At 65.7% G+C, this 20,129-nt stretch carries 20 protein-coding genes; 11 read left to right on the top strand and 9 right to left on the bottom strand.

Going from position 1 to position 20,129, the window contains the following annotated elements:
• Positions 1-12: 12 nt before the first annotated feature.
• The 3 genes from KEG38_RS55810 to KEG38_RS41915 form a co-directional block, all read right to left on the bottom strand.
• Positions 13-633, bottom strand: a complete 621-nt coding sequence (locus KEG38_RS55810) for an MXAN_6652 family MXYO-CTERM-anchored protein (RefSeq protein WP_308215663.1) — start codon at positions 631-633, stop codon at positions 13-15.
• 44 nt (positions 634-677) lie between these two features.
• Positions 678-1,898, bottom strand: a complete 1,221-nt coding sequence (locus KEG38_RS41920) for a DUF4374 domain-containing protein (RefSeq protein ID WP_272426249.1) — start codon at positions 1,896-1,898, stop codon at positions 678-680.
• Positions 1,899-2,140: 242 nt separating this feature from the next.
• On the bottom strand, positions 2,141-2,911 hold the full coding sequence (locus KEG38_RS41915) for a hypothetical protein (protein ID WP_272426248.1): 771 nt from the start codon (positions 2,909-2,911) through the stop codon (positions 2,141-2,143).
• 114 nt (positions 2,912-3,025) lie between these two features.
• Between KEG38_RS41915 and smpB the strand changes: the two genes are divergently transcribed.
• The 3 genes from smpB (at position 3,026) to KEG38_RS41900 (ending at position 6,637) form a co-directional block, all read left to right on the top strand.
• A complete protein-coding gene (smpB, locus tag KEG38_RS41910) occupies positions 3,026-3,508 on the top strand; it encodes an SsrA-binding protein SmpB (RefSeq protein ID WP_272426247.1) in 483 nt (160 codons plus the stop codon).
• Positions 3,509-3,683: 175 nt separating this feature from the next.
• Positions 3,684-6,167 carry a bifunctional aminotransferase class I/II-fold pyridoxal phosphate-dependent enzyme/GNAT family N-acetyltransferase gene (locus KEG38_RS41905; protein ID WP_272426245.1) on the top strand — a complete coding sequence of 828 codons (2,484 nt, stop codon included), beginning with the start codon at positions 3,684-3,686 and terminating at the stop codon, positions 6,165-6,167.
• A 188-nt stretch (positions 6,168-6,355) separates the two neighbouring features.
• Entirely contained in the window at positions 6,356-6,637 is a 282-nt protein-coding gene (locus tag KEG38_RS41900) for a hypothetical protein (RefSeq protein WP_272426243.1), read from the top strand.
• Between the two features lie 23 nt (positions 6,638-6,660).
• On the opposite strand, the gene KEG38_RS41895 is transcribed toward KEG38_RS41900, so the two are convergent.
• The gene (locus KEG38_RS41895) at positions 6,661-7,545 is read right to left on the bottom strand and encodes an ADP-ribosylglycohydrolase family protein (RefSeq protein ID WP_272426241.1); all 885 of its coding nucleotides are present in this window, start codon (positions 7,543-7,545) and stop codon (positions 6,661-6,663) included.
• Between the two features lie 277 nt (positions 7,546-7,822).
• On the opposite strand from KEG38_RS41895, the gene KEG38_RS41890 reads away from it, so the two are divergent.
• The gene (locus KEG38_RS41890; protein ID WP_272426240.1) at positions 7,823-8,335 is read left to right on the top strand and encodes a hypothetical protein; all 513 of its coding nucleotides are present in this window, start codon (positions 7,823-7,825) and stop codon (positions 8,333-8,335) included.
• 41 nt (positions 8,336-8,376) lie between these two features.
• Here KEG38_RS41890 and KEG38_RS41885 read toward each other — a convergent pair whose 3' ends face one another.
• From KEG38_RS41885 to cml, 3 genes are all read right to left on the bottom strand, one after another.
• Positions 8,377-9,573, bottom strand: a complete 1,197-nt coding sequence (locus KEG38_RS41885; protein ID WP_272426238.1) for a glycosyltransferase — start codon at positions 9,571-9,573, stop codon at positions 8,377-8,379.
• A 104-nt stretch (positions 9,574-9,677) separates the two neighbouring features.
• A complete protein-coding gene (locus tag KEG38_RS41880; RefSeq protein WP_272426237.1) occupies positions 9,678-10,805 on the bottom strand; it encodes a threonine aldolase family protein in 1,128 nt (375 codons plus the stop codon).
• Positions 10,806-10,918: 113 nt separating this feature from the next.
• A complete protein-coding gene (gene cml, locus KEG38_RS41875) occupies positions 10,919-12,118 on the bottom strand; it encodes a CmlA/FloR family chloramphenicol efflux MFS transporter (protein WP_272426236.1) in 1,200 nt (399 codons plus the stop codon).
• A 396-nt stretch (positions 12,119-12,514) separates the two neighbouring features.
• Between cml and KEG38_RS41870 the strand changes: the two genes are divergently transcribed.
• The 5 genes from KEG38_RS41870 (at position 12,515) to KEG38_RS41850 (ending at position 16,371) form a co-directional block, all read left to right on the top strand.
• Positions 12,515-13,216: a hypothetical protein gene (locus KEG38_RS41870; RefSeq protein ID WP_272426235.1), complete on the top strand. Its 702-nt coding sequence runs from the start codon at positions 12,515-12,517 to the stop codon at positions 13,214-13,216.
• Complete coding sequence (locus KEG38_RS41865) at positions 13,213-13,956, top strand: hypothetical protein (RefSeq protein ID WP_272426233.1); 744 nt, start codon at positions 13,213-13,215, stop codon at positions 13,954-13,956. Before KEG38_RS41870 ends, KEG38_RS41865 begins: the two co-directional genes overlap by 4 nt.
• A gap of 61 nt (positions 13,957-14,017) precedes the next feature.
• The gene (locus tag KEG38_RS41860) at positions 14,018-14,941 is read left to right on the top strand and encodes a hypothetical protein (protein WP_272426231.1); all 924 of its coding nucleotides are present in this window, start codon (positions 14,018-14,020) and stop codon (positions 14,939-14,941) included.
• 33 nt (positions 14,942-14,974) lie between these two features.
• Entirely contained in the window at positions 14,975-15,751 is a 777-nt protein-coding gene (gene fabG / locus KEG38_RS41855) for a 3-oxoacyl-ACP reductase FabG (RefSeq protein WP_272426230.1), read from the top strand.
• A 59-nt stretch (positions 15,752-15,810) separates the two neighbouring features.
• On the top strand, positions 15,811-16,371 hold the full coding sequence (locus KEG38_RS41850; protein WP_272426228.1) for an SgcJ/EcaC family oxidoreductase: 561 nt from the start codon (positions 15,811-15,813) through the stop codon (positions 16,369-16,371).
• 20 nt (positions 16,372-16,391) lie between these two features.
• On the opposite strand, the gene KEG38_RS41845 is transcribed toward KEG38_RS41850, so the two are convergent.
• Both KEG38_RS41845 and KEG38_RS41840 read right to left on the bottom strand, forming a co-directional pair.
• Positions 16,392-16,817, bottom strand: coding sequence for a DUF6896 domain-containing protein (locus KEG38_RS41845; RefSeq protein WP_372518230.1), 426 nt, complete (start codon positions 16,815-16,817; stop codon positions 16,392-16,394).
• 1,070 nt (positions 16,818-17,887) lie between these two features.
• Positions 17,888-18,520: a GrpB family protein gene (locus tag KEG38_RS41840; RefSeq protein ID WP_272426224.1), complete on the bottom strand. Its 633-nt coding sequence runs from the start codon at positions 18,518-18,520 to the stop codon at positions 17,888-17,890.
• Positions 18,521-18,655: 135 nt separating this feature from the next.
• Here KEG38_RS41840 and KEG38_RS41835 point away from each other — a divergent pair, with 135 nt between their 5' ends.
• Positions 18,656-19,171, top strand: a complete 516-nt coding sequence (locus KEG38_RS41835) for a hypothetical protein (RefSeq protein WP_272426223.1) — start codon at positions 18,656-18,658, stop codon at positions 19,169-19,171.
• Between the two features lie 265 nt (positions 19,172-19,436).
• Positions 19,437-20,117, top strand: a complete 681-nt coding sequence (locus KEG38_RS41830) for a hypothetical protein (RefSeq protein ID WP_272426222.1) — start codon at positions 19,437-19,439, stop codon at positions 20,115-20,117.
• The last annotated feature ends 12 nt before the right edge of the window (positions 20,118-20,129 follow it).

Below are 20,129 nucleotides of genomic sequence, written 5' to 3'. Positions count from 1 at the left end.
GCGAGGAGTGCCTCAGCGCTGACGGCGCCGGCGCGACGCCAGGCCTATCATCATGAGGCTCAACGTGGGCGTGCTCCCGGCGGAACCGCATCCGCCACCGCTGTCCTCTTCACCATCTGGAGCATCGACGGGCGAACCCTTGCCCACCGTCACGGTCATTTTGGTGGCTGCGGCCTTGTCCCCCTCAGGAACGAGGTCCGCGTTCGAGGAATTGCCGGCCCCGAAGAGCGTGAGGGTGATATCGGCCTCTGGCGCGACGAGCGAGAAGTCGAAGCGTAGCTCGTCGGCGGTGAAAGGCTGCGGGGCGGAATGCGTCAATTCGGCCCCCACCTTCTTCATCCCGCTGCTGCCGGTCTCGAGGCTGGCCTCCGCGTTGTCCACGGCGATGTCCAGCCCTCCCGTCTTTGCGGCACCCCCCCGGATGACGAAGCTGTATTGGCCTGTGGCTCCCGGCTCCAGGGCTGTGGGGCCCTCGAACTCCACGGTGCAAGCCGCTCCCCCCTTGTGACACGTGATGCACGTCGCCTTGTCCTTGCCGGACTGACCAGCAATGCCCGTGCTGGTGGCGAGAGCAGGAGACGACCATAACGCTAGAACGGCGAAGAGACCTGCGACACGGAGCAAAGAATGCATGGAATCTCCAAGGAGGGGTGAGACGCGGTGTTGCTAGAGCCGCGCTAGCGAAGCTGGAGGAAGGAGAAGGAGAGTCCCTCCGTGGTCACCGTGGGCTTGCCGTTGTCCTCCAGCACGCGCAGGGTGGTGGACGCGGCGCCCGCGCCGAATTCGGTGTAGAGGGTGTGGTTCTGTGACTCGAAGAGAAAGACGCTGCCCGAGGTCGCCGGGAAGCTGTCCTTCCGCGTCGCGGTCATCGTGTCGAGCTTTAGCTCCCACCATTGCCAGCCCGTCCCGCTCGCAATGGTGCGGGGATGCGTGCCTTCCAGGACCGGGGCGACGGTCTCATCGAGCACGCGCACGTATGCTGTCCCCTCCGGGCCTGGGACGAGCGTGCCCGCGGTGCCACCCCCCACGAGCTCCTCGAGCGTCCGGTAGAAGCCTTGATCAAAGGTCCGTGTGTGGGGATCGAACTTGAGCAGGCACGGCGCGGGCGCGTCCTCGCCCACCACCCGGCGCACCGCAGCTCCATACGCCTCCGTCGCGAGGTACACCTTGCCGTTGGGACCAACGGCGGCGTCATGCGTGTAACCGCACCGCTCGTCCGTCGCGATGGTGGCCACATCGGTCGCCGTGTCGATGGAAACCACGCCCGCCTTGGGAGTGATGCCCACGCCTGAGACGGGACGCCAACCCACGGGCATGAGGATCTGATCGTCGAGCCGGATGGCCGCGCCCGAGAAGGCCATGACCGTATCCGGCGTGACCAGCTCATCGAGCGGGATCTGGCCTGTGACCGTCATCTCCTCGGGGTTCCAGATGACGATTTGGGCGGTGGCCCCATCGAAGAAGTAGGCCTTGGTTTCGGAGACGAACTGGAAGTTGGCCTGGTACTCCCCGAGCGACGTCACTCCCAGACTGTCGAAGCTCACGGTGCCCGCCGGCTCCAGCGCCCGCGAGCCGTTGAGCTTGTAGCGGGTCACCGTCGCGCTCTCGTCGCTCACGGCGTAGACCGTGCCGGACTTGGGAATGCCCACGCCCAGCGCACGGCCGGACACCCGGACGGCGTTGTCGAGAGAGAGCGACGCCGTCTGCTCCGCCTGGTCCGTCACGATGACGTAGCTGTCCACCGGATCGGCGACGAGCAGCTGCGTGGTGATGGCGTACAGCGGCCCGTTGTCGTCGCCGTTCTGCGTTGTCGTCGCGTCAGAACAGCCCGTGACCAGGGCCACAGCGAACAGACCGGAGGAAAGCCGCAAGAAAGTGGGTGTGCCTACGTTCTTCATCGAAGCGGCCTTTCTGCGTAAATGAAATCGATACTCATTATCATTTTCAGTACAAGAGCGTTCCTGGCATGTCAAGCGCAGGAAGGATGTCGGTGAAGTAGATCACGCGTCGGAGCGCGCGCGAATACCTTCCCCGCGGCTTCCGCGCAGGTCTTCCGCGGGGAGCGTCGTTGATGCCGTGGGCAGGCGGGCTGTAGGTCTGGGCTTCAGGGGCCGCGCGGGCGTGGCGGGCGCGGAGGCGCCTACCGGCCTCGCCGAGGCGCGCTTCGCTTCGCTGCGGTGGCCTTCTTCGCGGCGGTGGCCTTCTTCGCGGCGGTAGCCTTCTTCGCTGCGGTGGCCTTCTTCGCGGCGGTGGCCTTCTTCTTCGCCGCCCCGGCCTTCTTCGAGAACGGCGCCGCAAAATCATCCTCGGACACGAGGTACTCGCTGACGAGCGAGAACAGCCCCGGGCAGGCCCCTGGCTTCATCCCCGGCCTCGTCCACGCAGCAGCCGCGCGCGTCGCGCTGTCGATGAACTCTTTCCATCCGGGAACACGCCGCGAGGGACTCCTCTGCAGCGAGGCCTCCGGAATCGAGGCGGCGACGATCTGCGGATCCGCCACCTCTTTGATGCGGGGCCCCACGGCAGGCGGCGCTGGAGAGAACCACGCGGGCGTGTCGGACACCGAGTGGAAGGTCGCGAGCACCCCCTCTCGAAACACGGCCAAGGTCGCCATGTCGATGACGCCATCCAGCTCGACCACAGCCACGGGCCGCGCACCCGCAGCGCGCGAAAGCGCCTCGAACAGCGGGAAAAACCGGTGCGTATCCAGCCGCCCCTCCAGGGACGCCCAGTGCAGCGGCCACCCCCCGTACCGCGTCCAGTCGCGCTCCGGCTTCAGCGACGCGAGCAGGCAAGGCTCACCGCTCCCGGCATCGACGAGCTTGGAGTGGTATCCCTCGAACGCCGCCCCCGCCTCGCGGAGCGCCGCCTCGCCGACGGAAGCCGGCGCGATGATGTGCAAGAATCCCATCGAGTCCTCGTGACCAGAGGGTGCTGGCTCCGCCCAGACACGCCATCTTTACGCGGCGGAATGTACCCAAGAACCCTCGACGATGCCATCATCCGCCTCGCCGAAAGACGCTGCATGACAGGACGGAAGCAGAGCGACGAGCACGTCATCGCGCGAAACCGCGCGGCGACGTTCCACTACGAGCTATCGGACCGGTACGAGGCGGGGATCGTGCTGCGCGGGAGCGAGGTGAAATCGCTGCGTGAGGGGCGCGTGCACCTCGCCGATGCGTTCGCGGTCGTCGAGCGTGGCGAGGTATGGCTGCGGAACATGCACATCGCATCCTTCTTCCACGCGCGCGCGTTTCCGCACGACGAGCGCAGCGCACGCAAGCTGCTCCTCCACGCGCGCGAGATTCAGCAGATCGAGCGCGCCATCATGCGCGAGGGCTACACGCTCGTGCCGCTCGACCTGCATTTCCGTAATGGCCACGTGAAGGTGACCCTCGGCGTCGGTCGCGGGAAGAAGGTCCACGACAAGCGCGCCACCATCGCCGAGCGCACGGAGGAACGCGAAACGCTCCAAGAACTGCGGGCCCGCCAGCGCCGCGGCGGGTAACGCGGGGCTCGTGCATTGCGCGGAATGGTGCATCCGCGACGTAGATCACTCGGCACGGTCGAACTTCAGTTTTTCTTGATGATCTGCACGATGCCGTGCACGATACCATTCTTCGATGGTGGCCTCGGGCACCAATGCCACACCGCCGAGGCTCCACCGCCAGAGGTGCACGAGAATGGACGCATCTAGCTTCCGCGACGCAGTATTTCAGGTTCACAACCACGGCAGGCAGCGCGGGCACTACTTCCTGGCGTCCGAGGACGAACGGCTCTCGGACCGTCATATCCAGGTAAACGGCCAACGACTGCTGTCGTTTGGCAGCTGCTCGTACCTGGGCCTCGAGTTCGATCCGAGGCTCATCGAGGGCGGGGTCGAGGCCTACCGCCGCTTCGGCTCACAGACGTCGTACAGCCGAGGGTACTTGTCGTGTCCGCTTTATCACGAGCTGGAAGAGGAGCTCTTTCCGCAGATCTTCGGCGTCCCCCGGGTGCTGGTCTTGCCCAGCACGAGCATCGCCCACCACGTGGTGTTGCCCGCGCTGCTGACCGAGAAGGACGCGGTCGTGTTCGACCACCAGGTGCACAAGTCCGTCGACGACGCGATCACGCTGCAATGCGCGCGAAGCAACGCGACGAAGGTCATCGTCAAACACGGCGAGCTCGACAGGGCCCTCGACGTGCTGCGAAAGCTCTCCGTGAAGCACCAGAGCGTCTGGTTCGCCTGCGACGGCGTCTACTCCATGTACGGCGACTACCTGCCCGAGAGCTTTTTGCAGGCAGTCCTCGACGTGGCGCCGAACGTCCGCCTTTACGTCGACGACGCGCATGGCATGAGCTGGGCGGGTGAAAACGGTCGTGGCCACTTCCTGTCCCGTTTCCCGCTCGACGAGCGGATGGTGGTGGTGACGTCGCTGGCCAAGGCATTTGCGACCGGGGGCGGGGTCGTCGTCGTCAAGGACCCACAACTTCTGGAGATGGCGAGGCTCGTGGGCGGGCCCTTCTCATTCTCGGGGCCGCTTCGCCCTGGCGATCTGGGGGCGAGCGTGGCCTCGGCGCGTATCCACCTGAGCCCCGAGCTCGGCCAACGCCAGGCGGTTTTGTGCAGCCGGATCGAACAGGCCAACACCCTGTGCGACCGGCTGGGCATTCCGCTCGTCATCCGCAACGAAGCACCCATTTTTTTCGTCGCGCTCGGCCGCGTCGAGGCCGTCTATCAGATGGCCGAGAGGCTGCGCGACGACGGCTTCCACGTCAACGTCTCGGGCTTCCCTGCCGTGCCGTCGAGCCGCGGCGGATTGCGCGTCGCCATCAATGCAAACCACGAAGAGCGCGAGGTCGACGCGCTCTTTTCTGCGATTGCTGGCCACCTCGAGCCGGTCCTCGAGAGCGTGGGCGTCACGCGGGCCGAGGTCGACGAGCAATTCCAGGGCGTGCTCCCGCCTTTCATGCGGTTCGCGAAGAACGTGATGTCGGGCATGTACCGTGTCCCGGAGCGAAAGACCGCCGCGCATGATACGGGCTCGGTCGAGACGTTCGACTCCATCGACCAGATTACTCCCGAGCTCTGGGACTCGCTCGTCGGAGGCCTCTCGTACATCGACGCCCGCACCATGCGCGCGGTCGAACGCGTGTTTCACCAAGGGAACGATCGACCTGAGCACCGCTGGTCCTTCCGCTACGTTGTGGTGCGCGACGCGTCCGGTGCGCCGCTCGCCGCAGCGCCGTTCACGACGTGCCTGATGAAGGACGACACGTTCATGAGCGCCGAGGTCAGCGTCGCACTCGAAGCAGAACGGGCGAAGACCCCCTACCTCTTCACCTCTCGCGCCGTCGTCATGGGCACGCTCGCGTCCGAGGGCGAGCACATGTTCCTCCGCCCAGGGGCGGACAGAAGGAAGGGGCTCGTCAAGCTCGTCGAGGCAGGCGTCGCCGAGATGAAAGCCCAGGGGTCGAGCACGTTGGTCATTCGCGACGTCAGCGACGACCCCGAGATCGCGCAAGCGCTCACCGGGCAAGGCTTCGTCCCCGTGCCGCTCGTGGAGTCCTACATGGTAGAGCTCGATTGGCGCGGCGAAGAATCTTTCATTGCGTCGCTGCCGACAGCCTCCCGGCGCAAGCACGTACGAGCCATCCACGAACGGTCATGGCTTTTCGACGTCGAGATCTGGGACAGCAAGACCGACGTCTCGGACGACGATCTGCGGCGGATGCACGCGCTCTACCTGAACATTGCGAAGAAGAATTTGCGCATCAACATCTTCCCCCTGCCGGTCGAGCTCTTGCGGGCGCAGATCAAGAGCGGCTCATGGGAGGTGCTGGTCTTGAGGCGCAAGGGGGAGAGCGCGCCCGTGGCCTGGGGGGCTTGCCGTCACGTGGGCGAAGATCACAGGTGGCTTTATTCCGGGGTCGATTACGAGGGATTCAACACCGAAGAGGTCAGCCCCTACCGCCAGCTGATCTGGCAGGTGGTGCGTCGCGCGGGCCAGCTCGGGTGCAAGCGCCTGCACCTGGGGATGGGCACGGGTCGGGAGAAGACTCGTTTTGGCGCGACGGCTCATCCCACGTTCGCGTTTGTCCGGGCTGACGATGCTTACCAGGCGACGCAGCTCCAAGAGTACGTCACCCGCCTCGCCATTCGCAGAAACCGCGCCGACTCGTAGCGGAATTTCGGGGCAGAAGGTGGAGGGAAGGGGATCGCTCGCAGCGTGAGCGCGCGCGGACGCGACCCCTCGACATCGGGGCGAGCGGGCCGAAGGGGATCCGGGGTCGTCGGGATGAGCCCGGGACCCTGCGATCCTTTGCGGCGCCGCCAGGCAAAGGAAGAAACGGGGATATCAAGATGACTGCGATGTCGAAGCTCTTCGCGCTGCTCGGTCTTTCCGCCTCTGTCGCTGTCGTCGGCGTGGGGTGCATCGCCGAGGTCGAGGCGCCCGCCGAGACGGAGTCCGCGGCGCTTGGCGCCGACGGCGAGAGTGACGAGGACCGGACGGGGGGTGAGGCGACGGTCGCCGTGAACGGCACGTTCGACACCCTTCGGAATGGTCGGCCCCGAGGGCACACCGCCTCCCGCTCCCGCAGTCGGAACCTAGCACCGAGGGAAATCCTGGTGGTCGGAGCCCGCGCGCGCTGACGCGATGGCACCCTGGCGAACTGTCATTTCAGGAGCGATACGAAGTTGTCGAGTACCGGGCCGAATCGCGGTGCCTCGGGAAGTTTTGCGACGAGAGTGTCCGGGAGCGGCCGTCCAGAAATGGCAGCGACCTGCGCCGTGATGGCGGCGATCGTATCGGTGTCGCCGCCCAAAGATACCGCTGTGGAGATGACCGATTCCATAGACTCATCCGGAGTTTTGGCCGCGACGAACAGGGCCATTGGCACGGCCTCGACCACATGCCCGGAGCACCCAAACCGCCCGGCGGCGTCGCTCGGCGAATCCTGACAGGTGGATAAGTCGAGCAACCGGTCGCGGACCGCCGTGTCGGGAAGCTCGTCAGAAACCAGCGAGAGAAAGTGTCCTGGCACGGCCGCGTGCTGCGCGCAGAGTCGAAGCGCGACGACCACGGCGAGTGCACCGGCGTAGGCTTCGTCGCTGTGATGGGTGATTCGTGAGACGTCTCGAATCGTTCGACGGTCGGCCTCGACACGCGGGTCCAAGAAGAACGACAACGGAGCGGCCCGCATGGCAGCGCCCGAGCCCGAGGCGAATTCGCCGCGGGCTCCCGCAAGGGCCCAATGGGCGCCTGCCGCAAGGTCACGAAGCGCCTTGATGGTCGCAGACCCCGCGCCAGTGATGCGGCCGGACTCGAACCAGCTACGAAATCGCTCTGCGATTCGCTCGGGCTGCACACGCCCTCGGCTCAGCACGATCGCTTCGCATGTGGCAAGGGTCAACCAAGTGTCATCCGAAAGTCGCGGTTCTTCCGGAAAGACCGGCTGAAGTGGCCCGGCGCGACCCTCATAGGGACCGCCCCAGGCATCGCCGAGAGCCCCCGCGAGCAGGCAGTTCCGCGCGAGTGTTCGCGCTTCGACGTCGGTCATGGTCGGGAGTCTACGCCGGCACCACCGGTGGCGCTCGTCTTTGGTCAGGCGCGGATACCCCGTGGGGGCCGTCCGAGAGGGCCGTTCATTGTCAGCAGCATAATGCGATTACGTTGTATATACTCTGCGCCATCTTGCGCCAAAATGACCTCGAGTTTGGCTCACACACCCCATCAAAGCCGAGTCTTTTTCTTTGGCACAACTCGTGCCTGAGGCGCCGGCCGCTATGAGACACTCCTCATTCTCGCCCCGTTCCTTCCTTCTTGGTGGACTCTCCTTGGTCCTGGCACTTGGCTCGATCGCTTGCGGCACTGCAATCGAGGATGAACCACAGGCGACCCCGCCCGCGCACGTGGATCTCTTCGCCTGCGGCGTGCAGCTCAGCTGCCCTGCATATTGCATTCACCTCTCCATTGCCGACTGCAGCGGCGGCGGATCGGAACCGCCGACGTGCCCGGGTGACGTCTGGCTCCAAGGTGAAAGCGGGGCGATCGAGGTGCACGATCGGCCGGGCCCCGGCAATTGGATGGGCGACAAGCTCACGTTGCTCTTGGGGGACGGTAGGGCGCTCGTCCAGGGCCGAACCCGCGCCTGCCAAGACGGCGGGTTCTGCGATTTGCCGAATATGCCCTGGGAGCTCGGCGCGCACGAGTTGTGCGATGTGGCGGACCCGCCTGATACGTGCCAGCCGGGCAACTGCACCGAGTTTCCCAAACTCGTGAACTGCGTGCCGCTCGAAACCGACTGGACCTGCGGAGAGGTCACGACGGCGATGGCCCCGACTCCGTGAGCTGGGCAGGCTCGTCCGATCGTGCCTTTCCCCCCGAGGTTTTACGCGGAGACCCGCTCGATGAGGTCGGCGGCGACGGCCGTGCCGTTGACCGCCACGGTGCCGGCGATCGCGGCCGCGCGAGCAGCGACCCCGGGATCGAGGGCGTCCCTCAATGCAGGCCGGAGGGACTCCGCGCTCAATGCTCCACGAGCCACGGACGTCCCGATCCCGAGCGCCCGGACGCGTGAGGCCCAATAGGGCTGATCGGAGAACATCGGGACGATCACCTGCGGGACGCCCGCGCGCGCCGCGGTCGTGGTCGTACCCGCCCCGCCGTGGTGCACCACCGCGGCGACCCTCGGGAACAGCGCCTGCTGATTGACGTCGCCGATCGCGATGCAATCGGAGGCGCCGTCGATCAGACCGAGCTCGGCCCACCCCTGCGACAGGACGACGCGACGCCCCGCAGCCCGCACGGCCTCGATGACGATGCGGCCGGTCTGCTGATCCACAGGCATGCTGCCGAAGCCGACGTAGACGGGCGGCTCGCCAGCGGCGAGGAACGCGTCCAGCGCGGGTTCGAGCGGCGCCTGGTCGGCAAGGATCCAGGCTCCTGTCTGCGTGACCTTCCGGCCGGGCGTCGCCGGCTGCGGCCCGAGGACCGGGTCCGCGGCGAGCCACGGATTCTCGCCCAGGATGTGGCTATGGACATCGTTCAGCGGATCCAGGCCGAGGCGCGCCCGATTGTCGTTGAGCCGCTCGAGAAGACGCTCGTTCCAGCTCCGCGATTCGTCCTGCCAGCGCCGGAGGTTTCCTTCCGGATCGCCCCCGGGCTCCCCGGCGGGCGCATAATCCGGCGACGGCAGGGCCACCGGCGCGTATAAGGCGACCACGGACGGGATGCCCAGCCGTTCCGCGATGGACCGTGCGGCATACTGGTGTGCTCCGCCGGCCACGATCACGTCGCATCCCTCGGCGGCCGACCGGGTCGCGTCGAACTGGTCTTTCGCGAGATGCTCGAGCAGCGCGCGGAGCTGCTCCGGCGTCGGTGGGGAGGCCTGCGCGGCGGCTCCGCTCGGCGCACGCATCGCGATGCCGATCGGGGTCGCCGTGAAGCCCAAGCCGCCCGCCCAGTCGATGAAGTTCGGCGGAATGCACAGCCTCACGTCGTGCCCCCGACGCCGCATCTCGGCGGCCAAGGCCACGACGGGTTGCACGTCCCCGCGCGTCCCCACGCTCGTCAGCAATACACGCATCGTCCCTCTCCCTTCCACCACGCGCGTCGCGTGGATCGGGGCAGCGCCCCGTTCCGCTCCATACACTGGAACGGGAGGCGAGGCGAGGACGCCCTTACGACGCATCAACCGTTCAGGCCGAGACGGCCGGAGGACGGGACTCGAACCCGGCTGTCGATCTTGCTGATCACGAGCGCGAGAATGTCCCGGACCTGCGCGTCGGACAGGGTCGACAACGCTTCCCCGACATACCATTCGATCGAGCTCTGCTCCGGCAACGCGGCATGTTTCGCGCCGCCGCACAGCCAGATGCCGTGTTCCGCCGCCAGCTCGTTGCGTATTTCCGTCAGGCGCTCGCGGCCGACCGGGAAATACACATGCAGCATGTTGACGTGCGGCCGCGCCGGATTGACTCGCAGTTGCGGAAAATCGCGCAGTACGTCGTACAGTCTTTCGGTGCGTTCGAGGTAGGCAGGCATCTTCGCCAGCCGCTCGTCGAAGCGCATCGCCGCCGACACGACATAGGGCGAGCGGCGATAGACGTTTCCGCCCATGCGTTTCATCCACGTATCGGCCTTCGCGATGAAATCCGTGCTGCCGAGCAGCATCGCGCCCGCATGCGCGCCGATGCCCTTGTAGAACGAGACGTAGACCGAATCGAAGCCTTGCGCGATCTCCTTCAGCGAGCGCTTGTAGCCGGCCGAGGCTTCCCACAATCTTGCGCCGTCCATGTGCAGATGAATGTTCTGTTGCCGGCCATGCGCTTTGAGCGCTTCGAGCTCGGCCCAGTCCGGCAACTGTCCGCCGATCTCGCGCATGGGCAATTCATAGAGTGCCGCGCCGATCCGATCGGGCCAGGCCTCGAGGTCGGAGACGGTCCAGGTGCGGAAAGGATCACCGACGGGTAGCGACTTGAAATGGTCGAGCAATTGATGGTTGCCGCGCTCGTGCAGCAGCACATGCGCGGTCGGATGCAGTGCGACCGCCTTGCTGCCGGCGGCTTCACAGGCGAGCCGCAAGGCAACGGATTGTGCCATGGTGCCGGTGATACAGAACACGGCCTTTTCGAAGCCGAGCAGATCGGCGATTTTCCGTTCGAAGTCCTGCACCAACGCGCCCTCGCCGTAGGCGTCATGGGCGATCTCGTTCGCTTCGCACCAGCGCGCCATGGCGGCGAAGTCCTCGGCGGCCGTGGTCGGTTTTTCTCCCGAGAAAAACGTGTGGCAACGCTGTCGCAGTTCCATGGGGTTCATGCGGAGCCTCCGGTCGTCGCAGTTCGATTCGACGAGAGTATGCCTGAATCCAATGCATGAACAAGGCCGAAGCCGGAGAGGCGGCGTGTTTGTCGCCCCTCCGGCCTCCTCGTTCACGCCGTCGAGCCTCGCCTTTCAGCCCGCCTGACGAAGCCTAACACGACGACGGCCATGAGCGTGCAATAGGCCGCAAGCGGCCATGCCGTATCCCCAGGCAGCAGCACGACCAGCGTCGTTCCGACGATTCCCACGACGAGGCTCTCGATGCAGTAATAGAGCGCGGTCGCGGTGCCGGCGACGTGGCCGAAGCTCTGGAGCGCGCCATTGGCCGTCACCGAGCTGGCGAACACGATGCCAATCGCGATGATCCACATGGGCGGGACGAATGTCCAGAACGACGGAGCGGCCGTCACCTGCCCGACGACCAGCAATGCGGCCCCCAGGAGCAGCATCCCCATCCCGCGAACGAGACTTCCGGCCCTTCCCCACCGCGCCACGAATCGCTTCGCGAACCGAGCCGTCGCGATCATGACGAGCGCGACCGTGGCAAAGAGGAGACTGAAGACGAGCTGCGAGAAGCCGACCCGATCGATCAGGATGCGTGACGCCGTCGAGAAGAAGACGAAGAACGCGCCCATCGCCGCGCTGAAGCCGAGCGTGTAGGTCCAGAACGAGGCGTCCGCGAGGATCTGGCCGAAGGCCGCGTGTGGCTTCGACGCGTTCACGGGCCGCGTCTCGTGCCACCTGGGAGCTGCATTCAGGAGAGCCGCGGTGGCGGCGACGCCGAGCGCAAGGAAGATCGCGCGCCATCCGAAATGGTCCGCGAGCAGTGCGCCGAGCACGGGCCCCAGCGCGGGGACGAACGCCAGCATCGAGCCGAAGAGGCTATAGATCACCGCCCCCTCGGGACGCTCCGCATAGACGTCGCGTACCGTTGCGAAGGTCGCGACGAGTGCCGCGGCCGCGCCGAGCGCCTGCAGAACGCGAAAGACGACGAACCATGCTGCGGATCCGGTGACCGCAAGCAGATACGATGCGGCAGCAAACAAGGCCGCACCGCCGAGCAGGACGGGTCGTCGACCAAGCCTGTCCGAAATGGGCCCGAACACGAGTTGTCCCGCGCCGAGGACGACCATGTAGAGGCTCAATGTGAGCTGAACGATCGCCGGTGACGTGCCGAGGATGCCTGGCATGCTCGGCACCACGGGCAGGTAGACATCCATGGCCAACGAGGCCAGCAGATCGAAGGGGGCCATCAGCAGCAGCGCTGCGGACAGCGAAACATTCCAACGTGAGGGTCTTGTTCGAGGCACGACGATACACCCGCGCAAATGGTGGACATTCGGCGGCGATCTGCCTCCAGGACGGCATTCGTCGAGGGATCGAGAGCAGATGGCCGCAGCAACGATTTCAGGGGTTGCTGCGGCTCACTCGTCTGCGGACTTGCTTGTCTCCATGCGTGCGTCCTGACCATGCCTTCGTGGCAAGCGATGAGAGGATAACGGATTCCGCGCCGTCCGTCCAGGATCCCGAAGCCAGGACCGTTGACAACCTGTCCTTGCGCATGTCACGCGGCGCGACAGACCGTCATCCGTGCTCGAACCAGGCGACGCTCGTCGGCCGCTTGTTGCTTTGCCCGAACTCTGGTATGGAATCTGCTTGTGGGGCCTACCGACGTCGCTACGGGGCTGAATGCAAAGGACGCGTCCATGCGAAAGCTCGGCATCCTCGTCTTCATCACGACGCTCGTCGCCCCCTCGGCGGCGCACGCCGGAATGCCGTTCGTGCGGCTCTCGGACATCGCGCGGATGCGGATCGAGGCCATCTCGTTTTTCGTGCTTCTCATTTTATTGCTCACGGTATTGGTCCAGTGGCTGTGGAACGCCGTGCAGCGGGACATCCCGCGGCTCCCCCGCCTTTCGTACAAGGCTTCCCTCGGCGTCGTTGGCCTGTGGGCGCTCGGCATGCACCTCGTCCTCAGCATGATCGCGGGCGGTCGCGAGCTCATGACCCCCGGAGCGTGGGAGAAGGACGGGGCAACGTACAAGCTCGGCTCCGCCCGCGCGGCACCTGCCGAAGAGGCGCTCGCGCACGCCCGCAAGCAGCAACTCGAGAGACTGCGCACAGCGCTCTGGGGGTACGCCAATGGGCACGGAGGCAGCTTCCCGCCACACGATTTCGTGGAAGAGATCCCCGAGGGCACGTGGCGCATCGTGGACCCTTCCGGGATGCATTACGTGTACGTGCCGGGCCTGCACCCAGAACGTGATGCCGTTCCCGTCGCGTACGAGCCGGGCATCTACTCCAGCAAGCGCATGGTGCTTCTGAGCAGCGGTGAGATCACGACGCTCGACATCGACGAAATCAGGCGCCGCATCGACGCCGCGCAGACGAGCAAGGGGGCACCGTGAAGGGGAACCGTGCGGCCGGCGGATGCCTGATCCTGGTACTGCTCTTCCTCCTCTTGTTCCTGATCTTCAGCGGGTTGACCATCGTGCTCGAAGCCCCGTGGTTCGTGGTCACGGGCTGGCTTTACTTCCTCGTGCGCGTGCTCCCACAGGTCCGCGTCAACGTGGAGGCCGTCGTCGCCGCGCTCCTCGTCGCGGGGGCGCTTTTCGCAGGGCTGCATGCCGTGCTCTCGCGTATCGATCGCCACGTGCGGTCGGACGAACCCTCGGCGCGGCCGTGGCGGCTACGCTCGACGGCCTCGTTCTTCGGGCTGTTCGTTGCAATGCTCCTGTGCAGCATGGCGTCCATCGGAGCCGTGCATCATATCGGATGGTTGTTTTCTGGCGGAAAGCTCACATATTCGAACCATGACATCGAGCCCTTCCCTGCTCTCAGGAGCATACGCCCATTGTGCGAGTCCTTCGCGCGGAGCTCCGGCGATGTGTACGAGCGCGCGCGTGTCTTTGGTCCCATCCGCGAGACGCACCACGTGCTCGTCCAGGAGGGGTCCAATGACGTTCTGATGTTCGAGCGCAATCCGCAGAACCCCGAGGTGTCCTACACGATGTACTGCGCGTCCGACGGCGATGTGCATCTGGGGGGCTTCGATCGCGACAAGGCGCTGGAAATGTTCCGTTCGCTCGGACGATCGCCAAAGGATGGCGGCGTTCCCGACGCGTTGGAGGGTGGAGCTGCGCCGTAGATTCGCTGGGACATACCCCGTTGCGCGTCGACGCTGCCCGGACCAAACTCGCACGGCCGCCATGGATACACGCCTTCCGCCGATGCTCCTCGACGATTTCGCGCAAGCACGCGAGACGCGAACATGGACCATCTCCGGCCCAAACAGCCGGATCGAGCTCGCCCCCGCCTTGGAAGAGAGCGAGGTGATTCCCGGCCTCGTCTCCTTCGGGATGGATGGCGGTGGTGGCGTCTGGTACTGCGATGTCGAAGATCGCCTCGGCGGAGGCGCCGGATCGATCATTCACCTCCACTTGAGCGGCGACTACGGCGACGCGCGGCGAGCGGCGCCGTCGTACGCCGAGCTTCGCGCGCGGCTCGCGCGCGGCTTCAACCCGTACGACCTGCCCACGCTCGACGAAGAGGCGTCGAAAAACCCTCCGCGCAACGTGCGCGTCCCCGGCATCGAGGGGCTCGTCGACGTGAAGAGCGTGCATGCGCGCACGCGCCGGCCCGCCGAAGTCGTCTCCGCGCACGACGTCCTCGCCGCCGGTCTTCCCGCGCGCGGCGGCGAGTCGATCTACCTCACCGACGAGGGGCGCGTGCAGTTCGTGACGCTCGCGGCCCGCGCCGTCGTCGATGGAATTGCGTGCGCGGCGGGTACACCGCTGTCGCTTCATCCGGTGACCGGACGTCCGCTTCGCTTCACGCCTGCGGAGCCGCTCGTGATCGACGGGCTCCCGCTCCGCGCGGACCACGAGGTCTACGTATACGATCCGGTCTTCTCGGCCAGCGCCAGCGGCGTGCTCGATCGCGACCACGACGTCGGCGGCGTTCCGCTCGCGGCCGGGACACGCGTCGTCCTCCGAGGCGAGGCGCAAGCGCTCGTGAGCGGAACGTTGCGCGGAGCCGCCACGATCGGCGGAAAACCCTTGGCGGCGGGGACGTGGTTCGAGCTGCTCGGCGACACGTTGTATCAAACGCGTCCGCCGGCGAACCACGCTTGACACCTCCCGACCGACGCCATTGAGATACATCCCATGCAAGGACTCGTTCAAGGAAGATCCGTCATCGTCACCGGCGCGAGCAAGGGCATCGGCCGTGGCATCGCGAGGGTATTTGCTCAAGGCGGCGCCAAGGTGCTGCTCGTCGCGCGGGATGGCCGCGCGGCGGCCGAGGTCGCCGCGGAGCTCGCGCAGGCGGGCGCCGTCGCCTCGGCCTTCGCCGCCGACGTGAGCGACGAGGAGCAGGTCAAGGCCATGGTCGACGCCGCCGTCGAGCGCCATGGGGGCCTCGACGTGCTCTGCGCAAACGCAGGGATCTTTCCCGCCGCCCGGCTCGAAACCATGTCGCTCGCCGAGTGGCGCGAGGTCATGCGCGTCAACCTCGAGGGCTGCTTCCTGTCGGTCCGTGCCTGCATCCCCGCGCTTGCGCGCTCCGGGGCTGGGCGCGTCATCCTGACCTCCTCGATCACGGGGCCGATCACCGGATTCCCCGGCTGGTCGCACTACGCCGCCAGCAAGGCCGGGCAGCTCGGCTTCATGCGGACCGCTGCGCTGGAATTGGCGCGGAAGGGGATCACCGTGAACGCGATCCTGCCGGGGAACATCGCGACCGAGGGCCTCGCCGATCTCGGCCAGGACTATGTCGATTCCATGATTGCAGCGATCCCCCTCAAGCGTCTGGGCAGCGTCGAGGACATCGGGCATGCTGCGGCCTTCCTGGCCTCGAAGGAGGCCGGCTTCATCACCGGACAGACCCTCGTCGTCGACGGCGGTCAAACGCTGCCCGAATCGCTCGCGGCATTGAGTGACTGACCGCTTTTCCAAACGACCCAAGCCCTTAGCCTCGTCATTGGATCCCAGGAGAGCTCTTCATGAACAGGTTCGCGCGAAGCTCGGCCATCATGGCCTTGTTCCTGTCGTGCTGTGTTTCTGCATGCGACCCGGCCGAGAAGGCCCAGGGCGCGTCCCAGGGCGCGTCCCAGAACGAGGAGGCGAGCCTGCGCAAGCTCGTCGCCGAGCAGACCGAGGCCTGGAACCGCCACGACGCGGCGGCGTGGAGCAAGGCCTTCGCTCCGGACGCCGAGTTCATCAATATCGTGGGGACGATCTTCAGCGGCCGTGACGAGATCCAAAAGCGGCACGCCCTCCTCTTCGAGAGCGTCTTCAAGGACAGCCATACGGAGGTGACGGTGAGGAAGCTGCGCCTCATTGATTCGAACGTGGCCGTGGTGGACACCGACCACGTGGTCACGGGGTACGCGGCGCTGCCTCCGGGGGTGCAGGCCACCGAGCAGGGCGTGCTGCGCACCCGCATGCGTTACGTCATGAAGCAATCGGGCGGCATGTGGTCGATTGTCGCTGGCCAGAACACGGACGTGAAACCGGCGCCGGCTCCGCCATCACAACCGGCCCCCGCGTCTTCGGGCGGTTGAGGCATCTCGGGCAGCGCAGGTTAGACGGCTTCGCTGTCTTTTGCGACGACACCATGCCTGGCATGTTCGGCGAAAGCTCCCGTTACGCGGCTGAGGCGCCCCGTACCTACGAGCACATCGAGCGCCCGTTTGGTGTCGTGGTACCCGTCGACGAGTTTGGCCGCGAGTGCGGCGTATCGATCGGTTGTGGCAAGGAAGCGATGGAAGAACCAGGGATCGAGCACGCCGAATTCATCTCCGAACGAGAGTTCCACATCAAGGACCTGGCCCGTGCGACGGCTCGTGAAGCAGCATTCCAGGCCGTGGAAGTAGTAGTCCCATTCGGCATCGAGTCGGCCTGAATCGTGCCCGCTATGGACAAGCGCCTCTCGCGCAATACCGAGCTTCTGGGAGAGACGAGTGCAAAGTTCAGTGGCCATGGCTCGGAACTCCCGCGCCGCTGCCACGAGCTCGTCCGCGATTTGCAGAACGTCGGAGACTGCGATTACGGGAAAAACGGTGATCTGCGATTTTCGCTCATGAACACGCTGTGTTCGGGCAGTGTGCGGGCGAGTCGCTGAGCGAGCTCTTCCAGCATCGGGCTATTTGGTATCGTCCAGTTTCAGCTTGCGGGCAAGTAGTAACACACCACGTGCCGGTGTTGGAGGACGGCCGACGCGGCGGACGGCTCGTAGCGTTCCTCCTGCGAATCTGGCATGGTTGCTCCATCTCAGAGGAACGCCATGAACCCTCGCATCCGCTTTGCCGCAATCACCCTCGGGTTCCTGGTTTCGGCCTGCGATTTCAGCGGCATCATGGGCGGCACCGGCGAAGGGGGGGCGGCGCCAACCCCAAACGGCGGGTCGGGCGGGTCGACGGCGGGGTCGACCTCCTCGAGCAGCTCGTCCTCGAGCAGCGCGAGCTCGTCTTCGAGCAGCTCGTCCTCAAGCAGCTCCGGTGGCGGCTCGTGCGAGACATGGTGCCTGACGCACGCAGATTGCCAAGCGGTCTGTCCGTCTCCATCTCCCGGCCAGAACTACTGCTGCAAGGCGCCGGGGTGTCAGCTCGTGACGGGCGATTGCCCGTCACCTTGTGAGCCCGGGCTCCCGTGCGAGCCCGGGTCGGCATGCCCTGTGAATCCGTTCCTCGCCCCGATATCGTGCTGGCGCGATTGTCTGTGCAATGACAGCGGCGTTTACGAGTGCCAGCCCCGAGCGTTTCCCCAGTGCCCGGAGGTGCACCCGACGTGCGGGGACCCGTGCGACCCTTCGGCGAATCTCGCCTGCCAGTGCAACCAGGAATCCGGGTCAGACACCGCGGCGTGCTGGTGCGACGACACGACGAGCACGTGGCGCTGCTCGACGAACTCTGGACCATGCCCGGACCTGGGTCAGGTCAGCTCCGGGACATCCTGCACCGATTATCCTGTCGGCTTGAAGTGCGAGATTGGGTACTGCATGTGCACGGCGATCTGCGGGACACAGGTATGGCTGTGCCCGCCCTTCTTCCTATGAGCGGATGACGCGCCGATGCAGCTTCATTCGGTGCCATCCTTCAGCGCCCGCGCGATGATGGCTTCCACGACCTCGCCCTTCGCATTGGCGTAATGCTGCACGTGGCGCCAGGTGCGGGTGGCGAGCTCGCGCTTGGTCTCCTCGTAGAGCCGGCGCTCCTCCGGATAGTTTCGGCACCGATCCCGGAACCCCAGCATCCGCGAGATCTCCTTCGAGCCCACGGTGAAGATGTGCAAGTTCACCAGGGGATGATCGCCCTTCATCAACCGGTGCTGCTCCCAGTCCGGCTCGCGTATGTGCAGGCGATAGCCCTGGGCCGTGAGCGCAGGCACGTAGGCGTCCTCGTCTGCCGAATCCGACACCGCCAGCAGAATGTCGAGGATCGGCTTCGCGCTGAGCCCCGGAATGGACGTGGATCCCACGTGCTCCAGCACGAGCGCGGCGTCGCCCAGCGCAGCGCGGATCTTCGCTTCCTCGGCCGCATACTGCTCCGGCCACCTGGGATCGTAAGGAGCGAGCTGAATGGTGGCGTTGTGTGGCGCGATCGACCCACCGACGCGGACGGCTGCCAGCTCCTCGTCGGTTTCGAGCTGTTTTGTCATTGCTTTGCCGGCTCCTTTGGGCCGCCAGGATAGCACGGCCGCGTCAACCTGCATCGATGCGCAGGAGAGCAGCCCCGAGCGTGCGAGCCTCTGTCTGCCTACTGGCTGTAAGACTCGAGAACGGTCGCGCAGTCGTCTGCGACATGTGGTACATTTCTGGCAGAGATGCACCTGCTGGAGGTCCCTGCCATGAACCTCGTCCCCATGCGTTTTTCACGCCCCATCGTACGTTCGCTCGGCTTTCTGTCCCTCTTGCTCGCCGCGGTGGGCGCCGCTGGCTGCGTCCCCTTCGGCGACCCCGAGGGCCCCGGCGCCTCCGGGAACGTCCTGCTCGGCAATGGAGTGACGGCGGCCGATTTCACCACGCTGCGAATACGTGCTGTGCCGGATGACGCGCAAAAAGCCTTCGATCCCGCAGCCCCCGTGTTTCCTGCCGTCAGCGGCGAGGAGCTGCCCACGCTGCACGAGGAGCTCGCTGGCCTGACCTTCCCGCACGCCTACCTGATCAGCGAAGGCCTCGGCACCACGACGCATGTGCACTGGCGGCTTTTTGCCTGGCTCACGAAATCGCCTGACGAGGGGGCTCCCGCGAGCGGCGAGCCTTTCGGCACCACCACGTTCGACGTCGATAGCTGCGGTAATTACGGCGATTACTGCGGTACCACCGAGGGCACCGACATCACGATCGACAAGACCGCTCCCTGAGAGCATGTTTTCCGGATGCTGGCGGACGACCTGTCCTAACCCGGAGCGTGGGCGCCGGAGCTCGTCGTGCGAGCGGGCGCGCCGAAGCCGAAGCGGACGGTGAAAAAGCGAGACGGCCGCGCGACAGCGTGAAAGGGGTGCCACACCCCGGATCTGCGCGCCGGATGTTGTATGCTCGGGAGGGGGCCGCGCGCGTCGTTGAACTCCCTGCAAATCAAGGGTTGTCCGTGTTTGGCATGGGTGCTGCAACTGGCAGCGCTTCATCATGTCGAAGACACGCTTGGCTTGCTGGGTATTCGGTTTCATCACGACGATCGCGACCCTCGGTTGCAACGCGAATCATTACGCGACGCCGCGCACGGTGCCGAAAGGAAAGACGTCGCATACGATTGCGCTCGAGGGGTACGGGGCGTTCGAGGAAGACGGCAGGCTCTTCCCTGCCGTCGGGGGTCCACGTTATCTGCTGCGTGCGGGGCTCGGGGAGCGCGTGGATTTCGGGCTGACGCTCAGCGGGACCGTGATCAGCACGGACGTCAAGCTGAACTTTCTGCGCACGAAATGGGTGGACATGGCGGTTTCTCCAGGGGTCGAGCTTGGCGTCCTGCCAGGGTACCATGCCGACGACACCGAGATCTTTTTCCGGGGCGCCGTGCCGCTCTCGCTGGGGTTCAACGTATCGAAGGCGACGTCGATCTACCTGCACGGGGGCCTCGGCGGGTTCGTGCACTCCCAGAAATACGATGAATGGTGCTACAACCCGGAATGCGACGATACGCGGACCGGACTGACGGTGCAGGGAGGGCTCGGTGCGCAGTTTCGCGTGTCGAACTTCGTCGCGCTTCAGCCGGAGCTGAGCGTCATGGGGTCCGCCCTTCCCGGAGTCTTCATGCAGCTTGGATTCGGCGTATCGCTCGGGGCGCAGCCGAGTTACCCGGAGTTTGATTGAGTCGTCGTGAGG

Origin of the sequence: Polyangium jinanense, from assembly GCF_028435265.1 — a bacterium.
GTDB classification, from domain to species: domain Bacteria; phylum Myxococcota_A; class Polyangia; order Polyangiales; family Polyangiaceae; genus Polyangium; species Polyangium jinanense.
Note: the sequence above shows the minus strand (reverse complement) of the source record. Positions and strands in the feature narration are given on the sequence as shown.

Coding starts and splice junctions, on each gene's coding strand:
- KEG38_RS55810 (WP_308215663.1), bottom strand. CDS start 633: ATGCATTCTTTGCTCCGTGTCGCAGGTCTCTTCGCCGTTCTAGCGTTA.
- KEG38_RS41920 (WP_272426249.1), bottom strand. CDS start 1,898: ATGAAGAACGTAGGCACACCCACTTTCTTGCGGCTTTCCTCCGGTCTG.
- KEG38_RS41915 (WP_272426248.1), bottom strand. CDS start 2,911: ATGGGATTCTTGCACATCATCGCGCCGGCTTCCGTCGGCGAGGCGGCG.
- smpB (WP_272426247.1), top strand. CDS start 3,026: ATGACAGGACGGAAGCAGAGCGACGAGCACGTCATCGCGCGAAACCGC.
- KEG38_RS41905 (WP_272426245.1), top strand. CDS start 3,684: ATGGACGCATCTAGCTTCCGCGACGCAGTATTTCAGGTTCACAACCAC.
- KEG38_RS41900 (WP_272426243.1), top strand. CDS start 6,356: ATGTCGAAGCTCTTCGCGCTGCTCGGTCTTTCCGCCTCTGTCGCTGTC.
- KEG38_RS41895 (WP_272426241.1), bottom strand. CDS start 7,545: ATGACCGACGTCGAAGCGCGAACACTCGCGCGGAACTGCCTGCTCGCG.
- KEG38_RS41885 (WP_272426238.1), bottom strand. CDS start 9,573: ATGCGTGTATTGCTGACGAGCGTGGGGACGCGCGGGGACGTGCAACCC.
- KEG38_RS41880 (WP_272426237.1), bottom strand. CDS start 10,805: ATGAACCCCATGGAACTGCGACAGCGTTGCCACACGTTTTTCTCGGGA.
- KEG38_RS41870 (WP_272426235.1), top strand. CDS start 12,515: ATGCGAAAGCTCGGCATCCTCGTCTTCATCACGACGCTCGTCGCCCCC.
- KEG38_RS41860 (WP_272426231.1), top strand. CDS start 14,018: ATGGATACACGCCTTCCGCCGATGCTCCTCGACGATTTCGCGCAAGCA.
- fabG (WP_272426230.1), top strand. CDS start 14,975: ATGCAAGGACTCGTTCAAGGAAGATCCGTCATCGTCACCGGCGCGAGC.
- KEG38_RS41850 (WP_272426228.1), top strand. CDS start 15,811: ATGAACAGGTTCGCGCGAAGCTCGGCCATCATGGCCTTGTTCCTGTCG.
- KEG38_RS41840 (WP_272426224.1), bottom strand. CDS start 18,520: ATGCAGGTTGACGCGGCCGTGCTATCCTGGCGGCCCAAAGGAGCCGGC.
- KEG38_RS41835 (WP_272426223.1), top strand. CDS start 18,656: ATGAACCTCGTCCCCATGCGTTTTTCACGCCCCATCGTACGTTCGCTC.
- KEG38_RS41830 (WP_272426222.1), top strand. CDS start 19,437: ATGTCGAAGACACGCTTGGCTTGCTGGGTATTCGGTTTCATCACGACG.